This is a genomic window from Xanthobacter aminoxidans (genome assembly GCF_023571765.1).
Lineage (GTDB): Bacteria > Pseudomonadota > Alphaproteobacteria > Rhizobiales > Xanthobacteraceae > Xanthobacter > Xanthobacter aminoxidans.
Map to the genome: position 1 here is coordinate 257,999 of NZ_JAMJXC010000001.1, position 19,829 is coordinate 277,827.

The 19,829-nt window shown below is 67.6% G+C and carries 22 protein-coding genes; 10 read left to right on the plus strand and 12 right to left on the minus strand.

Annotation, left to right across the window (positions count from 1 at the left end):
• Positions 1 to 156 precede the first annotated feature (156 nt).
• Together EJ105_RS01100 and EJ105_RS01105 are read left to right on the plus strand one after the other, a co-directional pair.
• Complete coding sequence (locus tag EJ105_RS01100) at positions 157 to 1,158, plus strand: adenosine kinase (protein ID WP_250164992.1); 1,002 nt, start codon at positions 157 to 159, stop codon at positions 1,156 to 1,158.
• Positions 1,159 to 1,188: 30 nt separating this feature from the next.
• Positions 1,189 to 2,502 carry an ATP-dependent DNA helicase gene (locus EJ105_RS01105; RefSeq protein WP_250164993.1) on the plus strand — a complete coding sequence of 438 codons (1,314 nt, stop codon included), beginning with the start codon at positions 1,189 to 1,191 and terminating at the stop codon, positions 2,500 to 2,502.
• A gap of 26 nt (positions 2,503 to 2,528) precedes the next feature.
• Here the strand turns inward: EJ105_RS01105 and EJ105_RS01110 are convergent, their stop codons facing one another.
• Both EJ105_RS01110 and EJ105_RS27955 read right to left on the minus strand, forming a co-directional pair.
• Complete coding sequence (locus EJ105_RS01110; RefSeq protein ID WP_250164994.1) at positions 2,529 to 3,239, minus strand: DUF6602 domain-containing protein; 711 nt, start codon at positions 3,237 to 3,239, stop codon at positions 2,529 to 2,531.
• Between the two features lie 525 nt (positions 3,240 to 3,764).
• Positions 3,765 to 4,571, minus strand: coding sequence for a VHL beta domain-containing protein (locus EJ105_RS27955; protein WP_250164995.1), 807 nt, complete (start codon positions 4,569 to 4,571; stop codon positions 3,765 to 3,767).
• A 106-nt stretch (positions 4,572 to 4,677) separates the two neighbouring features.
• Here EJ105_RS27955 and EJ105_RS01120 point away from each other — a divergent pair, with 106 nt between their 5' ends.
• On the plus strand, positions 4,678 to 5,073 hold the full coding sequence (locus EJ105_RS01120; protein ID WP_394041927.1) for a tRNA-binding protein: 396 nt from the start codon (positions 4,678 to 4,680) through the stop codon (positions 5,071 to 5,073).
• 3 nt (positions 5,074 to 5,076) lie between these two features.
• Here the strand turns inward: EJ105_RS01120 and EJ105_RS01125 are convergent, their stop codons facing one another.
• From EJ105_RS01125 to EJ105_RS01140, 4 genes are all read right to left on the minus strand, one after another.
• Positions 5,077 to 5,943: a tRNA nucleotidyltransferase/poly(A) polymerase-related protein gene (locus EJ105_RS01125; RefSeq protein WP_250164996.1), complete on the minus strand. Its 867-nt coding sequence runs from the start codon at positions 5,941 to 5,943 to the stop codon at positions 5,077 to 5,079.
• Positions 5,944 to 6,010: 67 nt separating this feature from the next.
• Positions 6,011 to 7,357, minus strand: a complete 1,347-nt coding sequence (locus EJ105_RS01130) for an ATP-binding protein (protein WP_250164997.1) — start codon at positions 7,355 to 7,357, stop codon at positions 6,011 to 6,013.
• A 44-nt stretch (positions 7,358 to 7,401) separates the two neighbouring features.
• Complete coding sequence (locus tag EJ105_RS01135) at positions 7,402 to 8,115, minus strand: response regulator (RefSeq protein WP_029556708.1); 714 nt, start codon at positions 8,113 to 8,115, stop codon at positions 7,402 to 7,404.
• A gap of 90 nt (positions 8,116 to 8,205) precedes the next feature.
• Entirely contained in the window at positions 8,206 to 8,766 is a 561-nt protein-coding gene (locus tag EJ105_RS01140; RefSeq protein WP_250164998.1) for a MarR family winged helix-turn-helix transcriptional regulator, read from the minus strand.
• A 208-nt stretch (positions 8,767 to 8,974) separates the two neighbouring features.
• Here EJ105_RS01140 and EJ105_RS01145 point away from each other — a divergent pair, with 208 nt between their 5' ends.
• Entirely contained in the window at positions 8,975 to 9,868 is an 894-nt protein-coding gene (locus EJ105_RS01145; RefSeq protein ID WP_024277083.1) for a branched-chain amino acid aminotransferase, read from the plus strand.
• 112 nt (positions 9,869 to 9,980) lie between these two features.
• A complete protein-coding gene (locus EJ105_RS01150) occupies positions 9,981 to 10,763 on the plus strand; it encodes a phosphatase PAP2 family protein (RefSeq protein WP_250164999.1) in 783 nt (260 codons plus the stop codon).
• Positions 10,764 to 10,772: 9 nt separating this feature from the next.
• Here the strand turns inward: EJ105_RS01150 and EJ105_RS01155 are convergent, their stop codons facing one another.
• The 6 genes from EJ105_RS01155 to lgt all read right to left on the minus strand — a co-directional run bounded on the left by EJ105_RS01155 (position 10,773) and on the right by lgt (position 16,004).
• On the minus strand, positions 10,773 to 11,726 hold the full coding sequence (locus tag EJ105_RS01155; RefSeq protein WP_024277085.1) for a ribose-phosphate pyrophosphokinase: 954 nt from the start codon (positions 11,724 to 11,726) through the stop codon (positions 10,773 to 10,775).
• A 164-nt stretch (positions 11,727 to 11,890) separates the two neighbouring features.
• Positions 11,891 to 12,580: a hypothetical protein gene (locus tag EJ105_RS01160; protein ID WP_250165000.1), complete on the minus strand. Its 690-nt coding sequence runs from the start codon at positions 12,578 to 12,580 to the stop codon at positions 11,891 to 11,893.
• A 158-nt stretch (positions 12,581 to 12,738) separates the two neighbouring features.
• Entirely contained in the window at positions 12,739 to 13,290 is a 552-nt protein-coding gene (locus EJ105_RS01165; protein WP_250165001.1) for an RBBP9/YdeN family alpha/beta hydrolase, read from the minus strand.
• 16 nt (positions 13,291 to 13,306) lie between these two features.
• The gene (pgeF, locus tag EJ105_RS01170; protein ID WP_250165002.1) at positions 13,307 to 14,074 is read right to left on the minus strand and encodes a peptidoglycan editing factor PgeF; all 768 of its coding nucleotides are present in this window, start codon (positions 14,072 to 14,074) and stop codon (positions 13,307 to 13,309) included.
• Entirely contained in the window at positions 14,071 to 15,189 is a 1,119-nt protein-coding gene (locus tag EJ105_RS01175) for a class I SAM-dependent methyltransferase (protein WP_250165003.1), read from the minus strand. Before EJ105_RS01175 ends, pgeF begins: the two co-directional genes overlap by 4 nt.
• Positions 15,186 to 16,004 (minus strand): prolipoprotein diacylglyceryl transferase, encoded by an 819-nt coding sequence (lgt, locus tag EJ105_RS01180; RefSeq protein ID WP_250165004.1) that lies wholly within the window; start codon positions 16,002 to 16,004, stop codon positions 15,186 to 15,188. Before lgt ends, EJ105_RS01175 begins: the two co-directional genes overlap by 4 nt.
• A 410-nt stretch (positions 16,005 to 16,414) precedes the next feature.
• Here lgt and EJ105_RS01185 point away from each other — a divergent pair, with 410 nt between their 5' ends.
• From EJ105_RS01185 to EJ105_RS01205, 5 genes are all read left to right on the plus strand, one after another.
• On the plus strand, positions 16,415 to 16,729 hold the full coding sequence (locus tag EJ105_RS01185; RefSeq protein ID WP_024277091.1) for an accessory factor UbiK family protein: 315 nt from the start codon (positions 16,415 to 16,417) through the stop codon (positions 16,727 to 16,729).
• Positions 16,730 to 17,071: 342 nt separating this feature from the next.
• Positions 17,072 to 17,572 carry a type III secretion system chaperone family protein gene (locus EJ105_RS01190; protein ID WP_029556717.1) on the plus strand — a complete coding sequence of 167 codons (501 nt, stop codon included), beginning with the start codon at positions 17,072 to 17,074 and terminating at the stop codon, positions 17,570 to 17,572.
• A gap of 166 nt (positions 17,573 to 17,738) precedes the next feature.
• Positions 17,739 to 18,575 carry a pyrroline-5-carboxylate reductase gene (gene proC / locus EJ105_RS01195; protein ID WP_250165005.1) on the plus strand — a complete coding sequence of 279 codons (837 nt, stop codon included), beginning with the start codon at positions 17,739 to 17,741 and terminating at the stop codon, positions 18,573 to 18,575.
• 30 nt (positions 18,576 to 18,605) lie between these two features.
• Positions 18,606 to 19,271: a TetR/AcrR family transcriptional regulator gene (locus EJ105_RS01200; RefSeq protein ID WP_250165006.1), complete on the plus strand. Its 666-nt coding sequence runs from the start codon at positions 18,606 to 18,608 to the stop codon at positions 19,269 to 19,271.
• A gap of 51 nt (positions 19,272 to 19,322) precedes the next feature.
• Positions 19,323 to 19,826 carry a YaiI/YqxD family protein gene (locus tag EJ105_RS01205; RefSeq protein WP_250165007.1) on the plus strand — a complete coding sequence of 168 codons (504 nt, stop codon included), beginning with the start codon at positions 19,323 to 19,325 and terminating at the stop codon, positions 19,824 to 19,826.
• Positions 19,827 to 19,829 lie beyond the last annotated feature (3 nt).

Consider the following 19,829-nt stretch of genomic DNA (forward strand, 5'->3'; position numbering starts at 1 on the left):
ACGCCGCCCCGGTTGCAAGTGCGAAGGCGCGGGCCCGGGCGAGGCGGGCGGCATTCCTTGCGAAAAGGTTAAGGGGTAGGCAACGGCTGCTGGCCCGGCGATTGCACCGCATCAGGGCGGATGCTACCCCTCGCCGAATCTTCCGGAGACCTTCCCGTGACCGCCTCTGCCCTCGACGTCCTCGCCATCGGCAACGCCATCGTCGATGTCCTCTCCCGCGCCGAGGAGGACTTCCTCGCGCAGAACGGCATGGCCAAGGGCGGCATGGCCCTCATCGACGAGGCGCGGGCGGAAGCCGTCTACGCCGCCATGGGGCCGGGCACCGAGGCCTCTGGCGGCTCGGCCGCCAACACCGCGGCGGGCGTCGCCTCGCTGGGCGGCAAGGCCGGCTTCATCGGCAAGGTGAAGGCCGACGGGCTCGGCACCGTGTTCGGCCACGACATCCGCGCCGCCGGCGTCGCCTTTGGCACCCCCGCTGCTGCCGACGGCCCGGCCACCGCGCGCTGCCTCATCCTGGTGACGCCGGACGGCGAGCGCACCATGAACACCTATCTCGGCGCCGCGCAGAACCTCGTGGTCGCCGACATCGACGCCGCCATGGTGGAAAGCGCGGCCGTCACCTATCTCGAAGGCTATCTGTGGGACCCGCCGGCCGCGAAGGAGGCCTTCCTCGCCGCCGCGAAGATCGCCCATGGCGCTGGCCGCAAGGTGGCGCTCTCCCTCTCCGACACCTTCTGCGTGGACCGCTACCGCGCGGAGTTCAAGAACCTCATCGTCTCCGGCACGGTGGACCTCGTATTCTGCAACGAGGGCGAGCTGAAGTCGCTCTACGAGACCGCCGATTTCGACGCCGCCGTGGTGGCCCTGCGCAAGGATGCGAAGGAAGCCGTGGTGACGCGCTCGGAGAAGGGCGCCTCCTTCGTCACCCGCGAGGCGGTGGTGAGCGTGCCGGCCCATCCGGTGGAGCGCGTGCTGGACACCACCGGCGCGGGCGATCTCTTCGCCGCCGGCTTCCTCACCGGCTACACCAGCGGCCTTGACCCGGCCACCAGCCTGCGCCTCGGCGCGCTGGCGGCGGGGGAGATCATCGGCCAGATGGGCGCGCGGCCCCAGCGCCCCCTCATCGACCTCGCCCGCGAGGCAGGCCTCATCTCTTGAACGGTCTCATCTCGTGAGCGACCCCACCCCGTGAGCGATCTGCCCGTCCCCCAGGCGGACGCCGGCCTTCCCGTCCCCGGCGCGGATGCCGCCGGGCGGGCGCTCGCCGCCATCGAGGCGAAGGCCCCGCTCATCATGGTGCTGGGCGGCGCGGGCACGGGCAAGACCACCTTCCTGCACGAGTTGCGCAAGGCCCCGCGCGGCCGGCAGGTGGTGCTCGCGCCCACCGGCGTCGCCGCGCTGCAGGCGGGCGGGCAGACCATCCATTCCTTCTTCGGCATTCCGCCCCGCCTCCAGAACCCGGACGAGGTGAAGCCCCGCGCCCAGGTGCGGCGCCTTCTGAAGAAGCTCGACCGGGTGGTGATCGACGAGATCTCCATGGTGCGGGCGGACCTGCTGGACGCCGTGGACATCTCGCTCCGCATCGCCCGCGACACTTCCGAGCCCTTCGGCGGCGTGCAGATGGTGCTGGTGGGCGATTTCCTCCAGCTGCCCCCCGTGGTGCCCTATGCCGAGCAGGAGATGCTGGGCCGCATGGGCTACGAGGGGCCGTTCGCCTTCCACGCCAAGGCGCTCGATGGCCGCGAAGTGACGGGCGTGCCCTTCACTTTCGTCCACCGCCAGACCGACCGCGCCTTCATCGCCATGCTCGACGCTCTGCGCCGGGGCCGTGGCGCCCGCGAGGCGGCGGAGGCGTTGAACGACGCCTGCGTGCGCCCCCATCGCGACGGCGCGCAGCCCGTTCTCCTCACCCCCACCAACGCCCGCGCCGACGCCTACAACGCCCGCGGCCTCGCCGCCTTGCCGGACGAGGGGCGCGAATTCGGCGGGCTGCTCAAGGGCGAGTTCGGGCTGGAGGGCGACCGCCTGCCGGTGGCGGAAAAGCTGGTGCTGAAGCGCGGCGCCCGCGTCATGGCCCTGCGCAACGATCCCGCCCGGCGCTGGGTGAACGGCTCCGTGGGCACGGTGACGGGCCTCGGCCCCCATTCGGCGCTGGTGAAGCTCGATTCAGGCCCCAGCGTGGAGATCGAGGCCTTCACCTGGGAACGCATCCGCTACGGCTGGGACGAGCCCGGCGGCCGGCTGGAAGCGCAGGTGGTGGGCACCTACACCCAGCTCCCCCTCGCCCCCGCCTGGGCCCTCACCATGCACAAGGCCCAAGGCCTCACCCTCACCGACGTCCGCATCGACTTCGCCGACGGCGCCTTTGCGCCCGGGCAGGCCTATGTGGCGCTCTCCCGCGCGCGGACGCTGGAAGGCCTCTCGCTGGTGCGGGCGATTACCGGGCGGGATGTGCGGGTGGACCGGCGGGTGGCGGAGTTTGTGGAGCGGTTTGAGGGATGAAAACCGTCTTTATTGCTTGTTTTAATTTAAATATATGCTCTCCAATTTGTCCCTCTTGCACTGAGCGTTCCAGTTATTTCTGTCAAAAATGTCATAAAATACATAAAACCTTTTGCGCTGTCTGAAATTTCAATGTATTCGCTGTAATTTTGATTGTTTGGTAATAGTAAATTATTATTTCTAATTAAAATACCCTTTGATAAATCAAGTATATAGTCTGGCTTTTCATTTTCTGGCATCGTGAGGGCTGTTTGGATTAGGGAGCTGAACGAGCTTCCCTCGTAAGTGACAATGCCATTCAATATCCGAGATGAAGGCCAGTTGTGAGTGACTGACATCATGGCCGTGGCCATCACAGCAGATTGCAAGGCCCTAACGCTTGAGATTCCTGAGCCGGCTTGTTTCAAGTTTACGGCGCTTAAATTTGTTTTGATTTCGATTGTTCCGATAACTCCTTCTACATAAACGAGATCTATCCCGCTAGCAAAAGGTAATCGTGGAACTGTATTTAGAATTATAATGACATCCTGTTGTGTAGATCGCGAATCCCTTGAATCAAAAATCTGACCAGATACAATTCTCGAAATAGTTGGCAGGTGATTTGCGAGGAAGTCTCGTATCAATTGTTCGCGAACTGATCCGGCGGATGTGTTGTGTGTTACCGCTCTGCATATCTCGAATTGAGATTTGAGAATTTTTATTGCGTTCTCGCAATAATTGTACAGAGTCGTTGGCATTTGGCGTATCCATATGTATGCGTTAGGCGATTAAATTTCGCACGCTTAGGGCTAGAAGTCTTTCCGACGTATCGCGTTTCTCGAATCATAAATTTGCCCGATCTCGATATCGATTGTAGTGGCGGAAAATGCACGCAGCAAGATGGGGCGTGCTGTCCGCGCCAGCCTCCGTCATGGCCGGGCTTGTCCCGGCCATCCACGTGGTTGGGCTGGGGACGATGCTCGAATGGTGCGCGGTCGGCCCGACGTGGATGCCCGGCACGAGGCCGGGCATGACGGCGGAGGGAGGGGCGGAGGTCCGCCGGAAAGGCGCCAAACGGCGCTCTGTCGTGTCCCGGCCCCGGAAGGGGAGGTTCAAAACTCAAGAGGTATTATTGCGCCTAAGGAGAGGTTCCGGCGTCGATTCCGCTGACTCTCAGCTGAACCGCCACCCGAACCCCACCGATACCCCCACCGGCAACCCGGTGAAACACCCCCGGCACAGGCCGGTCAGGCCATGCCGGGGCGGTTGCGTCGGGCGGTCCCTCAGTCCCAGATCTGGAACATGTTATCCCCCTCCGTGCGGGAGGCGGGGTTGCCGTACATGACGCCGCCGTGGCAGGTGCCGCGGGAGTCCACGGCGATCCAGGGGTGGGTGCCGTAGGTGGGCTGGGTGACGTTGGAATTGGGCGCCAGCGTGTGGTATTTCTTCCACTCGCCGTTGAAGTCGATCCACATGATGTTCAGCGGAACCTTCGAGAGATTCACGAACATAACCTTGACCGGCGCCTTGCTGTTCTGCGAACGGACGGTGCCGAAGGGCGGGCAGTTCTTGCCGTTGGTCACGTTCTGCTGCGGGGGCGGCGGCGGCGGGGCGGCCTTCTGGCCCTTGTTGCGCGCGCACTCACGGGCCTTGTCGATGGCCTGGGCGGCCCCGGCGAGCTTGAAGGTCTGCTCGCCCCGGTCCAGGTTCACTGAGAATTCCGGCAATGTTCTGAAGGCGTTGAGCTGGTCGTCGTTGATCATCATGGAGGCCCAGCCGTCCCCCTCCGCATGGAAGGTGCCCATCTCCGCCGCGCCGCCGAAGCCGTAATAGACATCCATCGGCCCGGAGACGTTGCCATAGTAAGGCACGCCGATCTGCCAAGACTTTCCGTCCGTCCCGATGCGGAACTGGACCTTTCCATTATCCACGTCGGCGGCACAATAGCCGAACCGGTTACCGTCGTAGACGACGGAGATGGACCATCGGCCAACCCGGTCATAGGCCTGCTCCTGCGCCGTTGCGGGCAGGGCGGGGCCGAGGGTCGCGAGTGCGATGAAGCCGGCAAAAAGGCGTGTCCTGAAAGTCACTTGTCCGATCCCCCGCCCGGGTATAGTTAACATTTGGTTCCTATTTTGCGCCCCCTCTACTGTCAAGCTGATGCCGCGTTTTCGGGGCTCGCGGAGGCCGTCGCCCATGGCCTATAAGGAGGTATCGCAGCAGCAGGCCGCCATGTCCGACGAAAGCCCTTCCGCCCCCGTCATCACCTTCGACGACTTCCTGAAGGTGGATATCCGCGTCGGCACCATCGTGGCCGCCGAACCCTTTCCCCAGGCGCGGAAACCCGCCTTCAAGCTGACCATCGATTTCGGTCCGGAGATCGGTGTGAAGCGGTCTTCCGCCCAGATTACAGTGCATTACACGCCGGAGGATCTGGTGGGCCGGCAGGTGGCGGCGGTGGTGAATTTCCCGCCCCGCCAGATCGGCCCGTTCATGTCCCAGGTGCTGACCCTCGGCTTTCCCGACGAGAACGGCGCGGTGGTGCTGATCTCGCCGAGCCTCAAGGTGCCGGACGGCGGCCGCCTGTTCTGATCCTCATTCCTCTTCCCACCGCTCGGATTTGAACGCGATGGCAATGGCTTGCGCGCGGGCGAGCGCGATGTCGTCGGCGTCGCGCCCGCTTTCGTCCAGGCCGGTGCAGGCGTCGCGGGCGGCGCGCAGCAGCTCCACCTTGGGGTGGGTCTCGCCCATGCGGTCGCCATGGCCGAAATAATCGCAGGTGGCGACCAGCAGCAGGGCCTCGAACAGCTCGGGATCGCGAAAGGCGCCGGTGCGCTCCAGCATGGCGGCCAGCGGCCCGGCGCGCACCGGCGAGGCGCGTTGCACCCGCTCGCATTCGTGGAGGGACAGGAGCGCGAGGTCGCGACAGCGCTCGGGCACGTCATAGCGATCGCACGCGGTCGCGATGCGCGGGATGGCGCGCTCGATGTGGCGATAGTGGACAGGCAGATGCTCGCGCGGAGAATCCGATTTCCCGGCGTGCATCAACAGCAGGGCGACCCGCACCTCCAGAGGCGCCGCCCTTTGCCCCGCCTCGTTGAGCGCGGCGACGAGGAGTTCCCCGAGGTCGATCTCGTCCGCGGTGTCGGTGATCTGCGGGATGCCGAAGACTGCGGAAATTTCAGGGAAGAGCTGTTCCAGCACCCCGCATTCGCGCAGCGCCTTCACCATGGCGCCCGGCCGCGCGCCCATCAGCCCTCGGGAAAATTCCGCCCAGATGTCGCCGGGAGCGAGACCGTCGAGCGCTCCGACCTCCATCTGCTCGAACATCATGTCGAGCGTCTCCTCGTCCGCTTCGCTCCCCTCGGCGAGAAGCGCGGCGAGGCGCAGCAGGGCGAGGCCCGGATGGGTCTGGGCGAAATCCGAGGGCTGGAAGGGCGGGGGCGGGGGCAGCTTGTCCATCCCTCCAGTGGACCATCAGCCGGCGAAGAGGGGCAAGCCCAAGCTTCGGGCATGCATAAAGAATGAGCTAGACCGGGATGCGGACCGTCGCCCTGAGGCCGCCCATGGGGCTGTCGGAGAGCTGGATGTCTCCGCCGTGGGCGCGGGCAATGTCACGAGCGATGGAGAGGCCGAGGCCGGAGCCGCCGGCATCCTGGTTGCGCGCATCGTCGAGGCGCAGGAAGGGGCGGAACACCTCCTCGCGCTTCTCCTCGGGAATGCCGGGGCCGTCGTCATCCACGGTCACGATCAGGTAGCGCGCATCCCGCGTGCCTGAGATCGCGATGCGGCGGGCATGGCGCACCGCATTGTTCACGAGGTTGCCGATGCAGCGCTTGAGCTGGTCGGCCTTCACCTCCACCAGCGGCGGGCCCATGAAGCTCGCGGTGGCGGTGGCGCCGTCGCGCTCGGCATTGAGGCGCAGGTCCTCGATCAGTTCGCCCATGTCGGTGAGGGCCGCCTGCTCGCCGGGGTCGCCACGGGCGAAGGCGAGGTAGGCTTCCAGCATGCCCTGAAGCTCGTCCACGTCCTTCTTCAGCGCCTCGCTTTCGCCCTCCGGCAGGAAGGCGAGCTCCAGCTTGAAGCGGGTGAGGATGGTGCGCATGTCGTGGGAGACGCCGGCGAGCATGGTGGTGCGCTGCTCGATCTGCCGTTCGATGCGCCGCTTCATCTCCAGGAACGCGATGGCGGCCCGCCGCACCTCGCGGGCGCCGCGCGGGCGGAAATTCTCCACGTCGCGGCCCTTGCCGAAGGCCTCGGCAGCATCGGCGAGGTTCTCGATGGGGCGGATCTGGTTGCGCAGGAACAGGATGGCGACGGCCAGCAGCACCAGCGAGGTGCCCACCATCCACAAGAGGAAGATGTGCGAGTTGGAGGCATAGGCGGCGTTGCGCGGGGCGAAGATGCGCAGCACCGCGTCATCCATCTTCACCCGCACTTCGATGAGCATGGAGCGGCCCACGGTGTCGAGCCAGAAGGGCTGCTTCAGCCTGAGACCGATCTCGCGGGAGAGGGCGGCGTCCAGCACCGAGAAGAAGGGCTTCGGCCCTGGCGGCGGCAGATCGGTGGGCGGCAGCACCGCCACGTTGAGCGAGAGATTGCGCGAGGCGAAGGTGCGCAGGGCGATGTGGTCGTTGGTCTTCGGCAGGAGATCGTAGAGCGAGACGACGGCGGAGATGTCCTGGCTGACGGCGGCGGAGAGGCGGCGCGTCACCACATTGTAGTGGCGCTCCATGAAGACGAAGGCCAGTACCGATTGCAGGATCACCATCGGCGTGACGATGATGAGCAGAGAGCGCGGATAGAGCCCCTTCGGCGTCACCCGGTTGAACCAGGCGGCGAAGCCGTTGGTGGCGTCCCTCAGCCAGACGAGCAACAGCCTCGCCCAGTGCCGGACACCCGAAGGGCTTTCCGCCACGCTCAAGGCGTCACCACCAGCCGATAGCCGATGCCGCGCACGGTCTGGAGATAGACAGGATTGGCGGGATCACGCTCGAGCTTCCGGCGCAGGCGGTTCACCTGCACGTCCACGGCACGCTCGCTCGCCGCCCCGCCGCCCGCCAGCGCGAGGCGCTGCACGGTATCGCCGGGTGCCTCGGCCAGCGCCCGAAGCATGTCGCGCTCGCGCTCGGTGATGCGCACGATCTCGCCGTTGCGGGTCAGTTCGCCACGCTCCAGATGGAAGGCGAACTCGCCGAAGCGCACACTCTCGATGGCCTTCTGCGGCGGCGGAAGCGCGCGCTTGAGGATGGAGCCGATGCGCAGCAGCAGTTCGCGCGGCTCGAACGGCTTGGCGAGATAGTCGTCCACGCCGGCTTCGAGGCCGGTGATGCGATCGGCAGTTTCCGAACGGGCGGTGAGCATGAGGATGGGAACGGCCGAGCCGCGCCTGATGTCGCGGGCGAGGTCGAGCCCGCTCTCGCCGGGCATCATCACGTCGAGGACCAGGAGGTCGAAGGCCAGTCCCTCCAGCCGTGCCCGCGCCTCGGCGGCGGAGGCCGCGGTGCTGACGCGATAGCCGTTTTCGGTGAGGAAGCGCGACAGGAGCGTGCGGATGCGGTTGTCGTCATCCACCACGAGCAGATGGGGGGCGTCGTCGGCGAGGGCGACGGATGCGGGCGCGGCCTCAGCCATGGCGCGGGGCCTCCCGGAAAGCGCGAAGGGTCATCTGGGTCTCGTTTTCTGGTGGACGCGCGGCAGTGGCTGGATCGGTGCGGGGTGCGCTCACCCGCGCCGCGCCCGGGCCGCGCGGTCTGCCCGCTCGATCAGTCGCTCCACGGGCACGCGATCCTCCGGGTCGATCATGGCGAGAAGAAAGCGCCGCACCGTGTCCCGGCTCTCCACCCCGCTGGCCTCCAGCGCGGTCTCGATGCGCCGGCTCTGCAGCGCCACGAACTGGCGCGCCAGGGTCTCGCCCTTCGCGGTCGGAAACAGCAGGCGCTGGCGCCGGTCCGAGGCGCCGGCCCGGCTCTCGACAAAGCCTTCATCCACCAGTTCCCGCAGCACCCGGCCCAGGCTCTGCTTGGTGATGCGCAGGATGTCGAGCAGGTCGGTGACGCGCATCCCCGGGTGCCGGTTGACGAAATGGACCACGCGATGGTGCGCGCGCCCGAAGCCGATGGGCGCCAGGATCTCATCCGGATCGGCCACGAAATCGCGATAGGCGAAGAACAGCAGCTCGACGAAATCCACCAGCGGCGCGGCCTCAGCCGCAGCAGGAGGGGGGGCATCAGCAGCGGTCTTGGGGGCGTCCGTCAAAGCGAGCGCGGAATTTATGTCAGCCATGTTGACTTTTTTCGTTTTGATCGTTACCCAAAGAGCGTGTTCCACGAAATGATCGGTCGCGGGCATCGCCCGGCCGGTTCGATCGTTTCGCGGCTTTGCCGGCTTTCCAAGCAGGCGTAAAGATATCCCCATGCGGGACCGCTGGAAAGCTGCGGTGACGCAGGGGGGAAGCCGCGCGCACGACGCGGTCTGAACAGGAGTTGAGAAGATGAGCGCTCAGGGTGTCCCCTTCGACCAACGCGACGGCTGGATCTGGTACGACGGCGTCTTCGTGCCGTGGGCCGATGCCAAGCTGCACGTGCTCTCGCATGGCCTGCACTACGGCAGCACGGTGTTCGAGGGTGAGCGCGCCTATGGCGGCGAGATCTTCAAGAGCGCCGAGCATTCCGAGCGGCTGCGCCTGTCGGCCGAGATGCTCGACTTCACCATCCCCTACACCATTGGCGAGATCGACGCCGCCAAGAAGGCGACGCTCGAGAAGAACGGCCTCGTCGACGCCTATATCCGCCCGGTCGCCTGGCGCGGCAGCGAGATGATGGGTGTCGCCGCCCAGAAGAACACCATCCACCTCGCCATCGGCGTGTGGGAGTGGCCGAGCTATTTCGATCCCGAGCAGCGCCTCAAGGGCCTGCGCCTCGATCTGTCCGAGTGGCGCCGTCCCGATCCGGCGACCATCCCCTGCCGGGCCAAGGCCGCCGGCCTCTACATGATCTGCACCATCTCCAAGCACCGGGCCGAGCGCCGCGGCTTCGCCGATGCGCTGATGCTGGACTATCGCGGCTACGTGGCCGAGTGCACCGGCGCCAACGTGTTCTTCGTCAAGGACGGGGTGATCCACACCCCCACCCCGGACTGCTTCCTGGACGGTCTCACCCGCCGCACCGTGATCGATATCGCCCGCCGCCACGGCATCGAGGTGGTCGAGCGTCACATCAAGCCGGAGGAGCTGGCCGATTTCTCGGAGTGCTTCATCACCGGCACGGCGGCGGAGGTGACCCCGGTCGGTTCGATCGCGGATTGGACCTTCACCCCCTCGGGAATCACGCATCAGCTGATGGATTCCTATTCCGCAGAGGTGCGCCCGAAGCAGCAGGCCGCCTGAGCGAGCTCGCATTTTTCATGCGGAAGGGGCGGCGCCGGCATCGGCGTCGCCCTTTCCTTTGGGGGAGTTGACGCCCGCCCCGGCTCCGGCCAAACCTTGCCGGGTGAGCGATATGCCCCCTCCCTCCCTGCTGAAGCGCGGCCTTCGGCGTCTTGAAGCCCTGCCCGTCATTGGCCCGCTGCTCGCCTCGGTGAGCACCATGGAGCGGGCGACTCTGGCCGTGGTCGGCTTCATTGCCTTCGCCTTCTATCTCTTCCTCGTCGTGGCCGACGAGGTGACGGAAGGCGCGCCCGGCAGCCTCGACCGCGGCATTCTCCTCGCACTGCGCAATCCCGCTGATCCGTCCGACCCCCTCGGTCCGCCCTGGGTGGAGGAGATGATGCGTGACCTGACCGCATTGGGCGGTACCAGCGTGCTCACCCTGCTGACGCTGGCGGTGATCTTCTTCCTCATCCTCACCCGCAAGCGCCATGCGGCACTGCTCGTAGCGGTGTCGGTGGCAGGCGGCACCATCCTGTCGCAAGGCCTGAAGTGGGGCTTCGACCGGCCCCGGCCGGACCTCGTGCCCCATGGCATGTCGGTCTATTCCCAGAGCTTCCCGTCGGGACATGCCATGCTCGCGGCAGTGGTCTACCTGACCCTCGCGGCCCTGCTCGCCCGCACGCAGAAGCGCACGCGGGTGAAGCTGTTCCTTCTGGGCGGGGCGGTGGTCATCACCGTCATCGTCGGGATCAGCCGCATCTATCTCGGCGTGCATTGGCCCACCGACGTGGTCGGCGGCTGGGCGCTCGGCGCCGCCTGGGCTTCCACCTGCTGGCTCGTCATGCTGTGGCTGCAGCGCAAGGGCGAGGTGGAAGGAGAGGCGAACGGGTCGGGCGCCTCTCCTCGGGACTGAATCGAAGCTTCAGTCGAACAGGCTGGAGACCGATTCCTCATGCGCGGTGCGGGCGATGGCCTCGCCGATGAGGGTGGCGATGGAGACGACGCGGATGTTCCGCGCCACCCGCACGGCCTCGGTGGGCAGGATGGAATCGGTGATCACCAGTTCCTTGAGCTTGGACGCGGTGACGCGCGCCACCGCGCCGCCCGAAAGCACGCCATGGGTGATGTAGGCGGTGACTTCCTTGGCGCCGCGAGCGAGCAGCGCATCCGCCGCGTTCACCAGCGTTCCACCGGAATCGACGATGTCGTCGACGAGGATGCAGGAGCGGCCTTCCACATTGCCGATGACGTTCATCACCTCGCTCTCGCCCGGCCGCTCGCGGCGCTTGTCGACGATGGCGAGCTGGGCGTCAATGCGCTTGGCGAGCGCGCGGGCGCGGACCACGCCGCCCACGTCCGGCGACACCACCATGACGTTGGAGGTGTCGAACCGCTCCTTGATGTCCCGCACCATCACGGGCGCGGAATAGAGGTTGTCGGTGGGGATGTCGAAGAAGCCCTGGATCTGCCCGGCGTGCAGGTCCAGCGTCATCACGCGGTCGGCACCGGCGTGGGTGATGAGGTTGGCGACCAGCTTGGCGGAGATGGGCGTGCGCGGGCCGGGTTTGCGGTCCTGGCGGGCATAGCCGAAATAGGGCAGCACCGCCGTGATGCGCTTGGCGGAGGCGCGGCGCAGCGCATCAATGATGATGAGCAGCTCCATCAGGTGGTCGTTGGTCGGGAACGAGGTGGATTGCACCACGAACACGTCCTGTCCGCGCACGTTCTCCTGGATCTCGACGAAGATCTCCATGTCGGCGAAGCGGCGCACCACCGCCTTGGTGAGCGGCGTCGCCAGATAAGCGGCAATGGCTTCAGCGAGCGCGCGGTTGGAATTGCCCGCGACGAGCTTCATGGGACCGTTCTCCGCTGACATTGGGACGCTCCGCCCGGCACCGGGCCTGATCGAAGGGTCGGAAACGAGACTTGTCCGGCTCTGATAGGCGGCCCGTCACAATGTTGTAAAGAGCCACGACACGGCAGAAGAGAGGACCACGCCATCGTCCGTCGCGGCTGTTGCCGGAATGTCGTGTCGTCCGGTCAGTTCGCGGCGTAGCCGAGGGCTGTGCCGGGCGTTTCGAGGGCCGCCACGGGCACTCCGGCCGGGTCGGGCCGGATCGTGGGCTCGGCCGCCGCGGGCTTCTCGTCCTGCGCCGCGGGTGCGGCGGCGGTGGCAGTGGCAGCCGGTGCGGGCGCCGTGCCGCCGACGCCGAGCGTTTCGGCGAGGCTCGCCATGGACTTGTCGGCGATGCGGGCGAGCACCTTGTCGTCGCAGGCGGCCCAGCCGTCCGAAACCTTGCCCTTCACCCGGCCGGCCGGCTCTTCGCCGGAAAGCCGGGCGACGCGGTTCTGGTTGCGGTCGTAGACGTCCCAGGCATAGGCCACCGTGGCGCTGCCCTTCTGGACGTGCATGGCGAGGTAGCCCTTGACCCGGTAGGCGGCACCGCTGGAGCGGGAGGCAACCGCCACGCGCCGCGTCTCCGCCTCGGAATTGAGCTGGCCCACAAGCTTTTCGAAGGTGGCCTGGGGCGGCCCGTCGATGCTGTCGAAGGCGACCGCGCCGCCACCGCCGGAACTCGCCATGCCGGAGCCGTCGGTCTGGCAGGCGCCGAGGGCGAGGCACAGGGCCAGCCCGGCAAGGCGAAGTGGGGAGATGAAGCGGCGTGCGGCGCGGGAAAGGCCCGCGTGTTCGGCTGCTGCGTCCTGAACCACTGCCTCTGATACCCGCATGACGGTTCCCGGCGTTGAGCTTGTCGCCGAAGGGGTAGCGGGAAATGGCGGGCGGGTCCAGAAAAACGGTTAAGGTGCGGTTAACGGCTGCAGGAAATCCCGTTAGGGCAGCGCCGGCCGCGTGATGTGGTTGATGGCTCCTTAAGCCTTGTCCTGCCTCAGCCCAGCGACTGGAGAAGGCCGAGCAGGCGCACCGAACCCTCCGGCCACGGTCCGTAGCCTGCCTCGGCATTGATATGCCCCGCGTCGCCTGCATCGACGATGGCCGCGCCCCAGTCGAGCGCGAAGCCTTCGGCGCGGCGGTAGTCGCAATAGGGATCAGTCCGGCTCGCAACCAGAACGGAGGGGAAGGGCAGGGGCGCCGTGGGCACCGGGGCAAAGCCGGCGATGGCGGGGTCGATGTCCGCCCGATCGAGGTCAGGCGGGGCAACGAGGAAGGCCGCCCTCACCTTGCCCGCCGGCAGCAGCGGCACAGCATGGATGAGAGTGGGCACCCCGAGGGAATGGGCGATCACCACCACCGGCTTGTCCGCCACCGTTACCGCCTCGGCGAGGCGGCGCGGCCATTCGTTCGGGTCAGGCCTGTCCCAGTCGGGCTGCATCACCCGCCGGGCGGCGGAGAGGCTGCGCTCCCATCTGCTCTGCCAGTGGTCGGGACCGGAGCCCTGCCAGCCGGGGACGATGAGCAGGACGGCATCGGAGGATTTCATCGGCATTTCCGTGACGTCAGGCGAGGGTGATGGCGGCCATCAGCCGGCCGTAGTCCGGCTCCTTGCGGTGGGTGGTCCGGCGATAGGAGAAGAAACGCTCTTCGTCCGTATAGGTGTCGAGGCCGAGGTCCTCCACCTGCCCCACGCCCGCCTGCTCCAGCCTGAGACGGATGAAGCCGGGCAGGTCGAACAGGGAATGATGCGCCCGGTCGGCGGGGGCGAAGAAGCGGGCGAAGCCCTTGTCCTCGGCGAGGAAACGTCCGACGAACTCCTCGCCCACCTCGTAGCTCGGCTGGCGGATCAGCGGCCCGATGACGGCGCGGATGTCGGCCCGCCGCGCGCCCAGTTCTTCCATGCGGGCGACGGTCGCGGCGACGATGCCGCCCACCGCCCCCTTCCACCCGGAATGGGCGGCGGCCACCACCCGCGCGCCGGGATCGGCGAACAGGATCGGCCCGCAGTCGGCGATGGAGATGGCGGCGGCGATGCCCGGCGTCGCGGTGACGACCGCATCGGCCTTGGGCGCGGTCTCGCGGGTCCACGGCTCGGTGGCCACGACCGCGTCGGCGGAATGGACCTGCCAGCAGGCGAGGAGATGCGTGGGCGCAACGCCCAGCGCCTCGGCCATGCGGGAACGGTTCTCCGCCACGGCAGCGGGATCGTCATTGGAACCGGTGCCGCCGTTGAGGCTGTTATAGATGCCCTGCGAGACGCCGCCTCGCCGGGTGAAGAAGGCATGGCGGATGCCGGGCAGGGCGCTGAGCAGGGGCGCCTCGATCTTCATCTCGTGAACTCCTCGGACGGGTCGAACGCGGGCGGCGTGCCAAGGTGAGGATGGGCGAGCGTGAGCACCTTGAACAGCCGCCCCATCTCGCCATCCCCCGTTCCGGCGAGGCGGCGCTCTGCGGCGGCAACGGCGGCCGCTGCATTGGGCGCCGCATCGCGCATCAGCCGGTCGGCACGCGCGGCAAGGCCGAGGCGGGCAAGGAAATCGCCCTGCTCCAGCGGCCCGAACGCTTTCAGGCCGGCCTCCCGCCCCAACAGGGCAAGGCGGGCGAAATCCACATGGGCGGTGAGATCGGCCTCGCCGGGATCGGCAAGGGGATCGGCGAAACGGTGGGCCTTGAGCGCTTGCAATGTGTCGCCATGGCCGCCGGCATGGCCGTAATCGATGGCGAGGGCGATCCCCCCCTCGGCCGCGATGCGCCCGGCAAGCGCACGCGCGGGGCCGCTCTCCATCACTTCCAGCACGGCGCCCGGCGCGGGCGGCGGCAGGTGGGCGGCGAGGGCCGGCGCCATGCGGGAGGGGGCGGTGTCGAGGCCGAAGGTGAGTTGTCCCTGGGCGCCGACGCCGACCTTGCGCTCATGCCAGCCCGCGTCGGTCCATTCATACTGATCCACCGGCAGAGCATCGAAGAACTCGTTGGCGAGGACGATAGCCGGCCCGGCTGGCACATCCTCGATCCGGGCGTGCCATGAGACCCGCTCGCCCGTCCGTTCCTCGTGCGCCGCGAGCGCACGCGCCTGCGCCTTGCGCAGCACCGGGCTCGTCTCCACCAGATGGATGCGCGCCGCTGCGCCGAACGCCGGAACGAGGCGCGCCGCGCGCAGGGCATCGGCCATGAGGGTACCGCGGCCGGGGCCGAGCTCCACCAGCCGGAACGGGTCGGGCATGCCCATCTGCTGCCAGGCGGCCACCGCCCACAGGCCAATCAGCTCGCCGAACATCTGGCTGATCTCGGGGGCGGTGGTGAAGTCGCCCCGCGCGCCGAGGGGATCACGTGTCACGTAATAGCCGTGCCGGGGATGGCCGAGGCAGAGCGCCATGTAGCGGCTGACGGGCATGGGGCCCTCGGCGCCGATCAGCAGCCGGATTTCCTCTTCGAGCGGCGTGGTCACGGCGCCGGGTTGCGCTTCAGCGCATAAAGGAGAAGCCCGAGCCCGGCCAGCACCAGCGGTACCGAAAGCCACATGCCCATGGTGGTGCCGAAGGCGAGATAGCCGAGCTGCACGTCCGGCTCGCGGAAGAACTCGCCGATGATGCGGCCGATGCCGTAGCCCATGCCGAAGATGCCCGCGGCGACGCCGGGGCGCTTCAGCTCACCGCTGCGCACCACCAGCAACATGATGAGAAAGAGGACGATGCCCTCAAGCCCCGCCTCGTAGAGCTGGCTCGGATGGCGCGGCAGCGGCCCGCCGTGGGGGAAGACGATGGCCCACGGCACATCCGCCGGCCGGCCCCACAGCTCCCCATTGATGAAATTGGCGAGGCGGCCGAAGAACAGCCCGATGGGCGCCACGACGGCGGCGACGTCCAGCATCGAGAAGACCGGGATGCCGCGGGAGCGGGCGAACAGCACGAGGGCGAGGAGCGTGCCCGCCAGCCCGCCGTGGAACGACATCCCGCCCTTCCACACCGCGAAGATGTCCGCCGGGTTCTGGGCGAAGAAGGCCGGATTGTAGAACAGCACATAGCCCAGCCGGCCGCCGAGGATCACACCCAGCGTCGCCCAGAACAGGGCATCGTCGAGATCCTGCGGGGTCATCGGGGAGGTGCCGCCCCACAGAGCCGGGCGGGAGACCAGCCGTCGCGCCAGCAGCCAGCCGATGACGAGGCCGGCGATGTAGGCGAGCGCATACCAGCGGATGGCCAAAGGGCCGACCTGGATCAGCACGGGATCGATGGCGGGGAAGGGCAAAGCGAGGGTGGGCATCGTTTCCCCGTATGGCGGCACCGGCGCCGTCATGTGCCGCGACCGGCCGGAGCGCGTCAAGCCGCCGGCGCGGGCGCCTACGGCCGCGTCATGTTTTCCCTTGGGTCAGGTGACGGCTCGGGACGAAACCTGAGGAGCAAGTCGCGGAAGCGCGGACTCTCAAGCGCCGTCACGACGGCGAGGACTGCGCTCCTCATTTCGCGCCAGCGCCAGCCGCACGGTGCGTGGGGTAAGCCATTCTGGATCGGCTACAGTCGGGAAGGCTGGCGGCAGCGGCCGTGGGAGGTAATCGTGCAATGTTGCGCTGCACCCTTGCGTCCTGCGCTCCCTGCCGCCATGTTCGGCCCACCGGTCTTGCCGGATCGATTTCGCCGTGACGGCACGCAGCTGCTTGGCCTCAGGAGACTTCCATGACCCAGACCACCGGCCGCCTTTTCGACGAGATGGCGCGTCTCGTGAACGACGCCGCGGGCGTGGCCCAGGGGGTCCGCCGCGAGGCCGAGACGGTCATGCGGTCGCAGATGGAGCGCTTCCTGCGCGACATGGACCTTGTGAAGCGCGAGGAATTCGAGGCTGTGAAGGACATGGTCGCCGAGGCCCGCATGGAGAATGAGCGCCTTTCCGCCCGCATCGCCGTGCTGGAGGCGAACCTGCGCATCCACACCCATCCCACCGCTTCCGGCCCCACCGGCCCGGAGACCGAAGTGCCCGGCGGAGCTGCCTGACACCTTCCGCAGCGGAATATTCGGCGACATCCCGCCCCTGCGACAAAAGGGCACTGGACGGGTGGCGCACACACAATCTGTCGTAGCGGGGAAAACTTTACCCGCGATATACTGATTTTCGTGGCGATTCGGAGCCGGTTCGTCGTAGCGCTCGAATACGACGGGGCGCAGCCTCGCCAGGATGCTCTCTTGAAGGACACGCTCTTTCGGGACATGTCCTGACGGCGAGCCTCCGAACGGCACGCCGCCTGCGCATGCCCTGGCTACTGTCTGCCCGTGGCCTGTCACACGGAGTGCCGCTTTCGACCCTCTCCGCGTTCCTCAAACCGCGAGGTCGAGGCCATGTCTCTCATCGACATCGAAGCCGATGCGCCGGCGAACCCCGTTGATCTCGTGGAGCAGCTCGCTGCTCTGCGTGACTGGTCGTTCGAGCGCTCCGACGAGGACGAGATCACCCTCTCGCTCGCCAGCCGCTGGACGGACTGCCATGTCTCGTTCCAGTGGATGGACGAGCTCGAGGCGCTCCACGTGGCCTGCGCCTTCGACTTCAAGGTGCCGGAAGGGCGCCGTCCCGAGGTGCTGAAGCTCCTCGCCCTCGTCAACGAGCAGATGTGGCTGGGCCATTTCGACATGTGGTCCCAGGAAGGCGTCATCATGTTCCGCCACGCGCTGGTGCTGGCGGGCGGCGCCACCGCCTCCGACCGGCAGTGCGAGGCCATCCTTGATGCCGCCCTCGATGCGGTCGAGCGGTATTATCCCGCCTTCCAGTTCGTGGTCTGGGCCGGCAAGACCGCCCGCGAGGCCATGGACACGGCCATGTTCGAGACTGTCGGCGAGGCCTGAGCCGCGCCACCGGGGGCCGGCGGCAGCCGGCCCTCTGGCGTCCATGCTGTGGGTGCGATCCCCGCCGCCGATGTGGCGCGGGGCGTGAGCCTCCTCTATGTGATGTCCTCTGCGGGGCCCGCGGGCGCGGACGTGCCTGCAAAGCGGTCCGGTTCAAGAGGCGGTCATGAGCGAGAGCGTGCTGAAATCCCTGTCTGGTCCGGTGGTGCTGCTTGGCTGTGGCAAGATGGGCTCGGCCATGCTGGAAGGCTGGCTCAAGCTGGGCCTCCCGGCGGACAAGGCCGTGGTCCTCGATCCCAACCTGACGGCCGAAACGGCGTCGGCGCTCGCGGCCAAGGGTGTCTTGGTCAATCCCGCGCTGGACACTATCGCGGCGCCGTCGGTCCTGCTTCTCGCGGTGAAGCCGCAGGTCGCCCCCCAGGCGCTGCCGGCGGTCGCTTCGCTGGTGAAGCCGGGAACCCTTGTCGTCTCGGTGATGGCCGGGCGTACCATGGCATTCATGGGCGACATCTTCGGCGCGAATGCCGCGATCGTCCGCTCCATTCCCAACACCCCCGCCGCCATCGGTCGCGGCGTGAGCGTCGCGGTACCCTCGCCGGGCGTGACACAGGCGCAGAAGGATCTTACCGCCGCGCTGCTCGGCGCCATCGGCATCGTCGAATGGATCGATGACGAGGCGCTGATGGACGCGGCGACCGCCGTCTCCGGCTCCGGTCCCGCTTATGCTTTCCTTCTCGCCGAGGTGATGGCGCAGGCGGGCGCGGCCGCCGGTCTGCCGGCGGACCTCTCGGCCCGCATCGCCCGGGCGACTGTGGCCGGTGCGGGTGCATTGATGGACCAGTCCGATCTTTCCGCCGCGACGCTTCGCCAGAACGTGACCTCGCCCGGCGGCACGACCGCGGCGGCGCTGGCCGTTCTCATGGATGAAGGCCGCGGCTTTCCGCCCCTGATGGTGGAAGCCGTTGCCGCCGCCACCCGGCGCGGCAAGGAACTCGCCGGCTGAGGGCATCGTCTCTTATCGAGGAGTAGGGCCATGACTGCGGAGACCGCGCGCGGGGCCTGCCTGCGCAGCTTTCTGGATCTTTTGGCCGAGAAGCCGTTTCGCGCCATCTCGCTGTCCGAGGTGGCCGCGCATTGCGGCGTGCCGCTGGCGCAGATGCGCGCTTCGTACGCATCGACCGACGATCTCCTCGCCGCCTTCTTCCGAACCACCGATCGGCAGGTGCTCGCCGAGGGCGGTCCGGACAGCGACGATCTGGCGGGGGAGGGGCCGCGCGAGCGGCTGTTCGAAGTGCTCATGCGCCGCCTTGATGCGCTGGAGCCCCACCGGGAGGCCGTGCGCGGCCTCTCCCGCTCCGCCCGCCGTGATCCGATCCTCGCACTCACTCTGTTGCGGCTTTCCGAAGCGTCGCAGCGCTGGATGCTGGCGGCGGCGGGCATCGATTGCGCGGGCCTGTCCGGCAGCGTCAGGGCCAAGGGGCTGGCTGTTCTGTTCGCCCGCGTGCTCGATACTTGGCTGAAGGACGAGGATCCGGGCCTGGCGCCCACCATGGCGGCGCTGGACCGCGAGCTGGAGCAGGGCGGCAAGCTGCTCGGGATGCTGGACAATCTCGCCACCATCGCCATCCCCTGGCGCAAGCGCCGCGCCTCGTCCCAGCCCGCCGATGCTCCGGCGGAGGAGCCCGCGCCCGCCGCATGAGGCGGGCCGGGCCACCTTGCCGCCGCGCCGCCGGCCTGCCATGGGTCAGGCATGAGCGCCCCCCGCGAAGAGCCCATTGCCCTTTATATCGACGCCGACGCCTGCCCGGTGAAGGAGGAGGCGTACAAGGTCGCCTTCCGCCACCACATCCGCGTGCTGGTGGTGGCCAATGCGCCGCTCATGGTGCCGCGCCATCCTTTGGTGGAGCGGGTCATCGTGCCCTCCGGCCCCGATGTGGCGGATGACTTCATCGCCGCCCGCGTCTCGCGCGGAGACGTGGTGGTGACGGCTGACGTGCCGCTCGCCTCACGCTGCGTCGCCACTGGGGCCTCAGTGATCGCGCCGGACGGGCGGCCCTTCACCGCCAATTCCATCGGCATGCAACTCGCCACCCGGAACCTGATGGAAGAGCTGCGTTCGGCCGGCGCCGTCACCGGAGGTCCGAAACCGTTTTCGCCGCGCGCCCGGTCCGAATTCCTCTCCGCCCTGGATCTCGCCATCGTGCGGCTGAAGCGGGCCGGCTTCCGTCCCGCGCCGCCACCCGAGGCCGGGTGACGA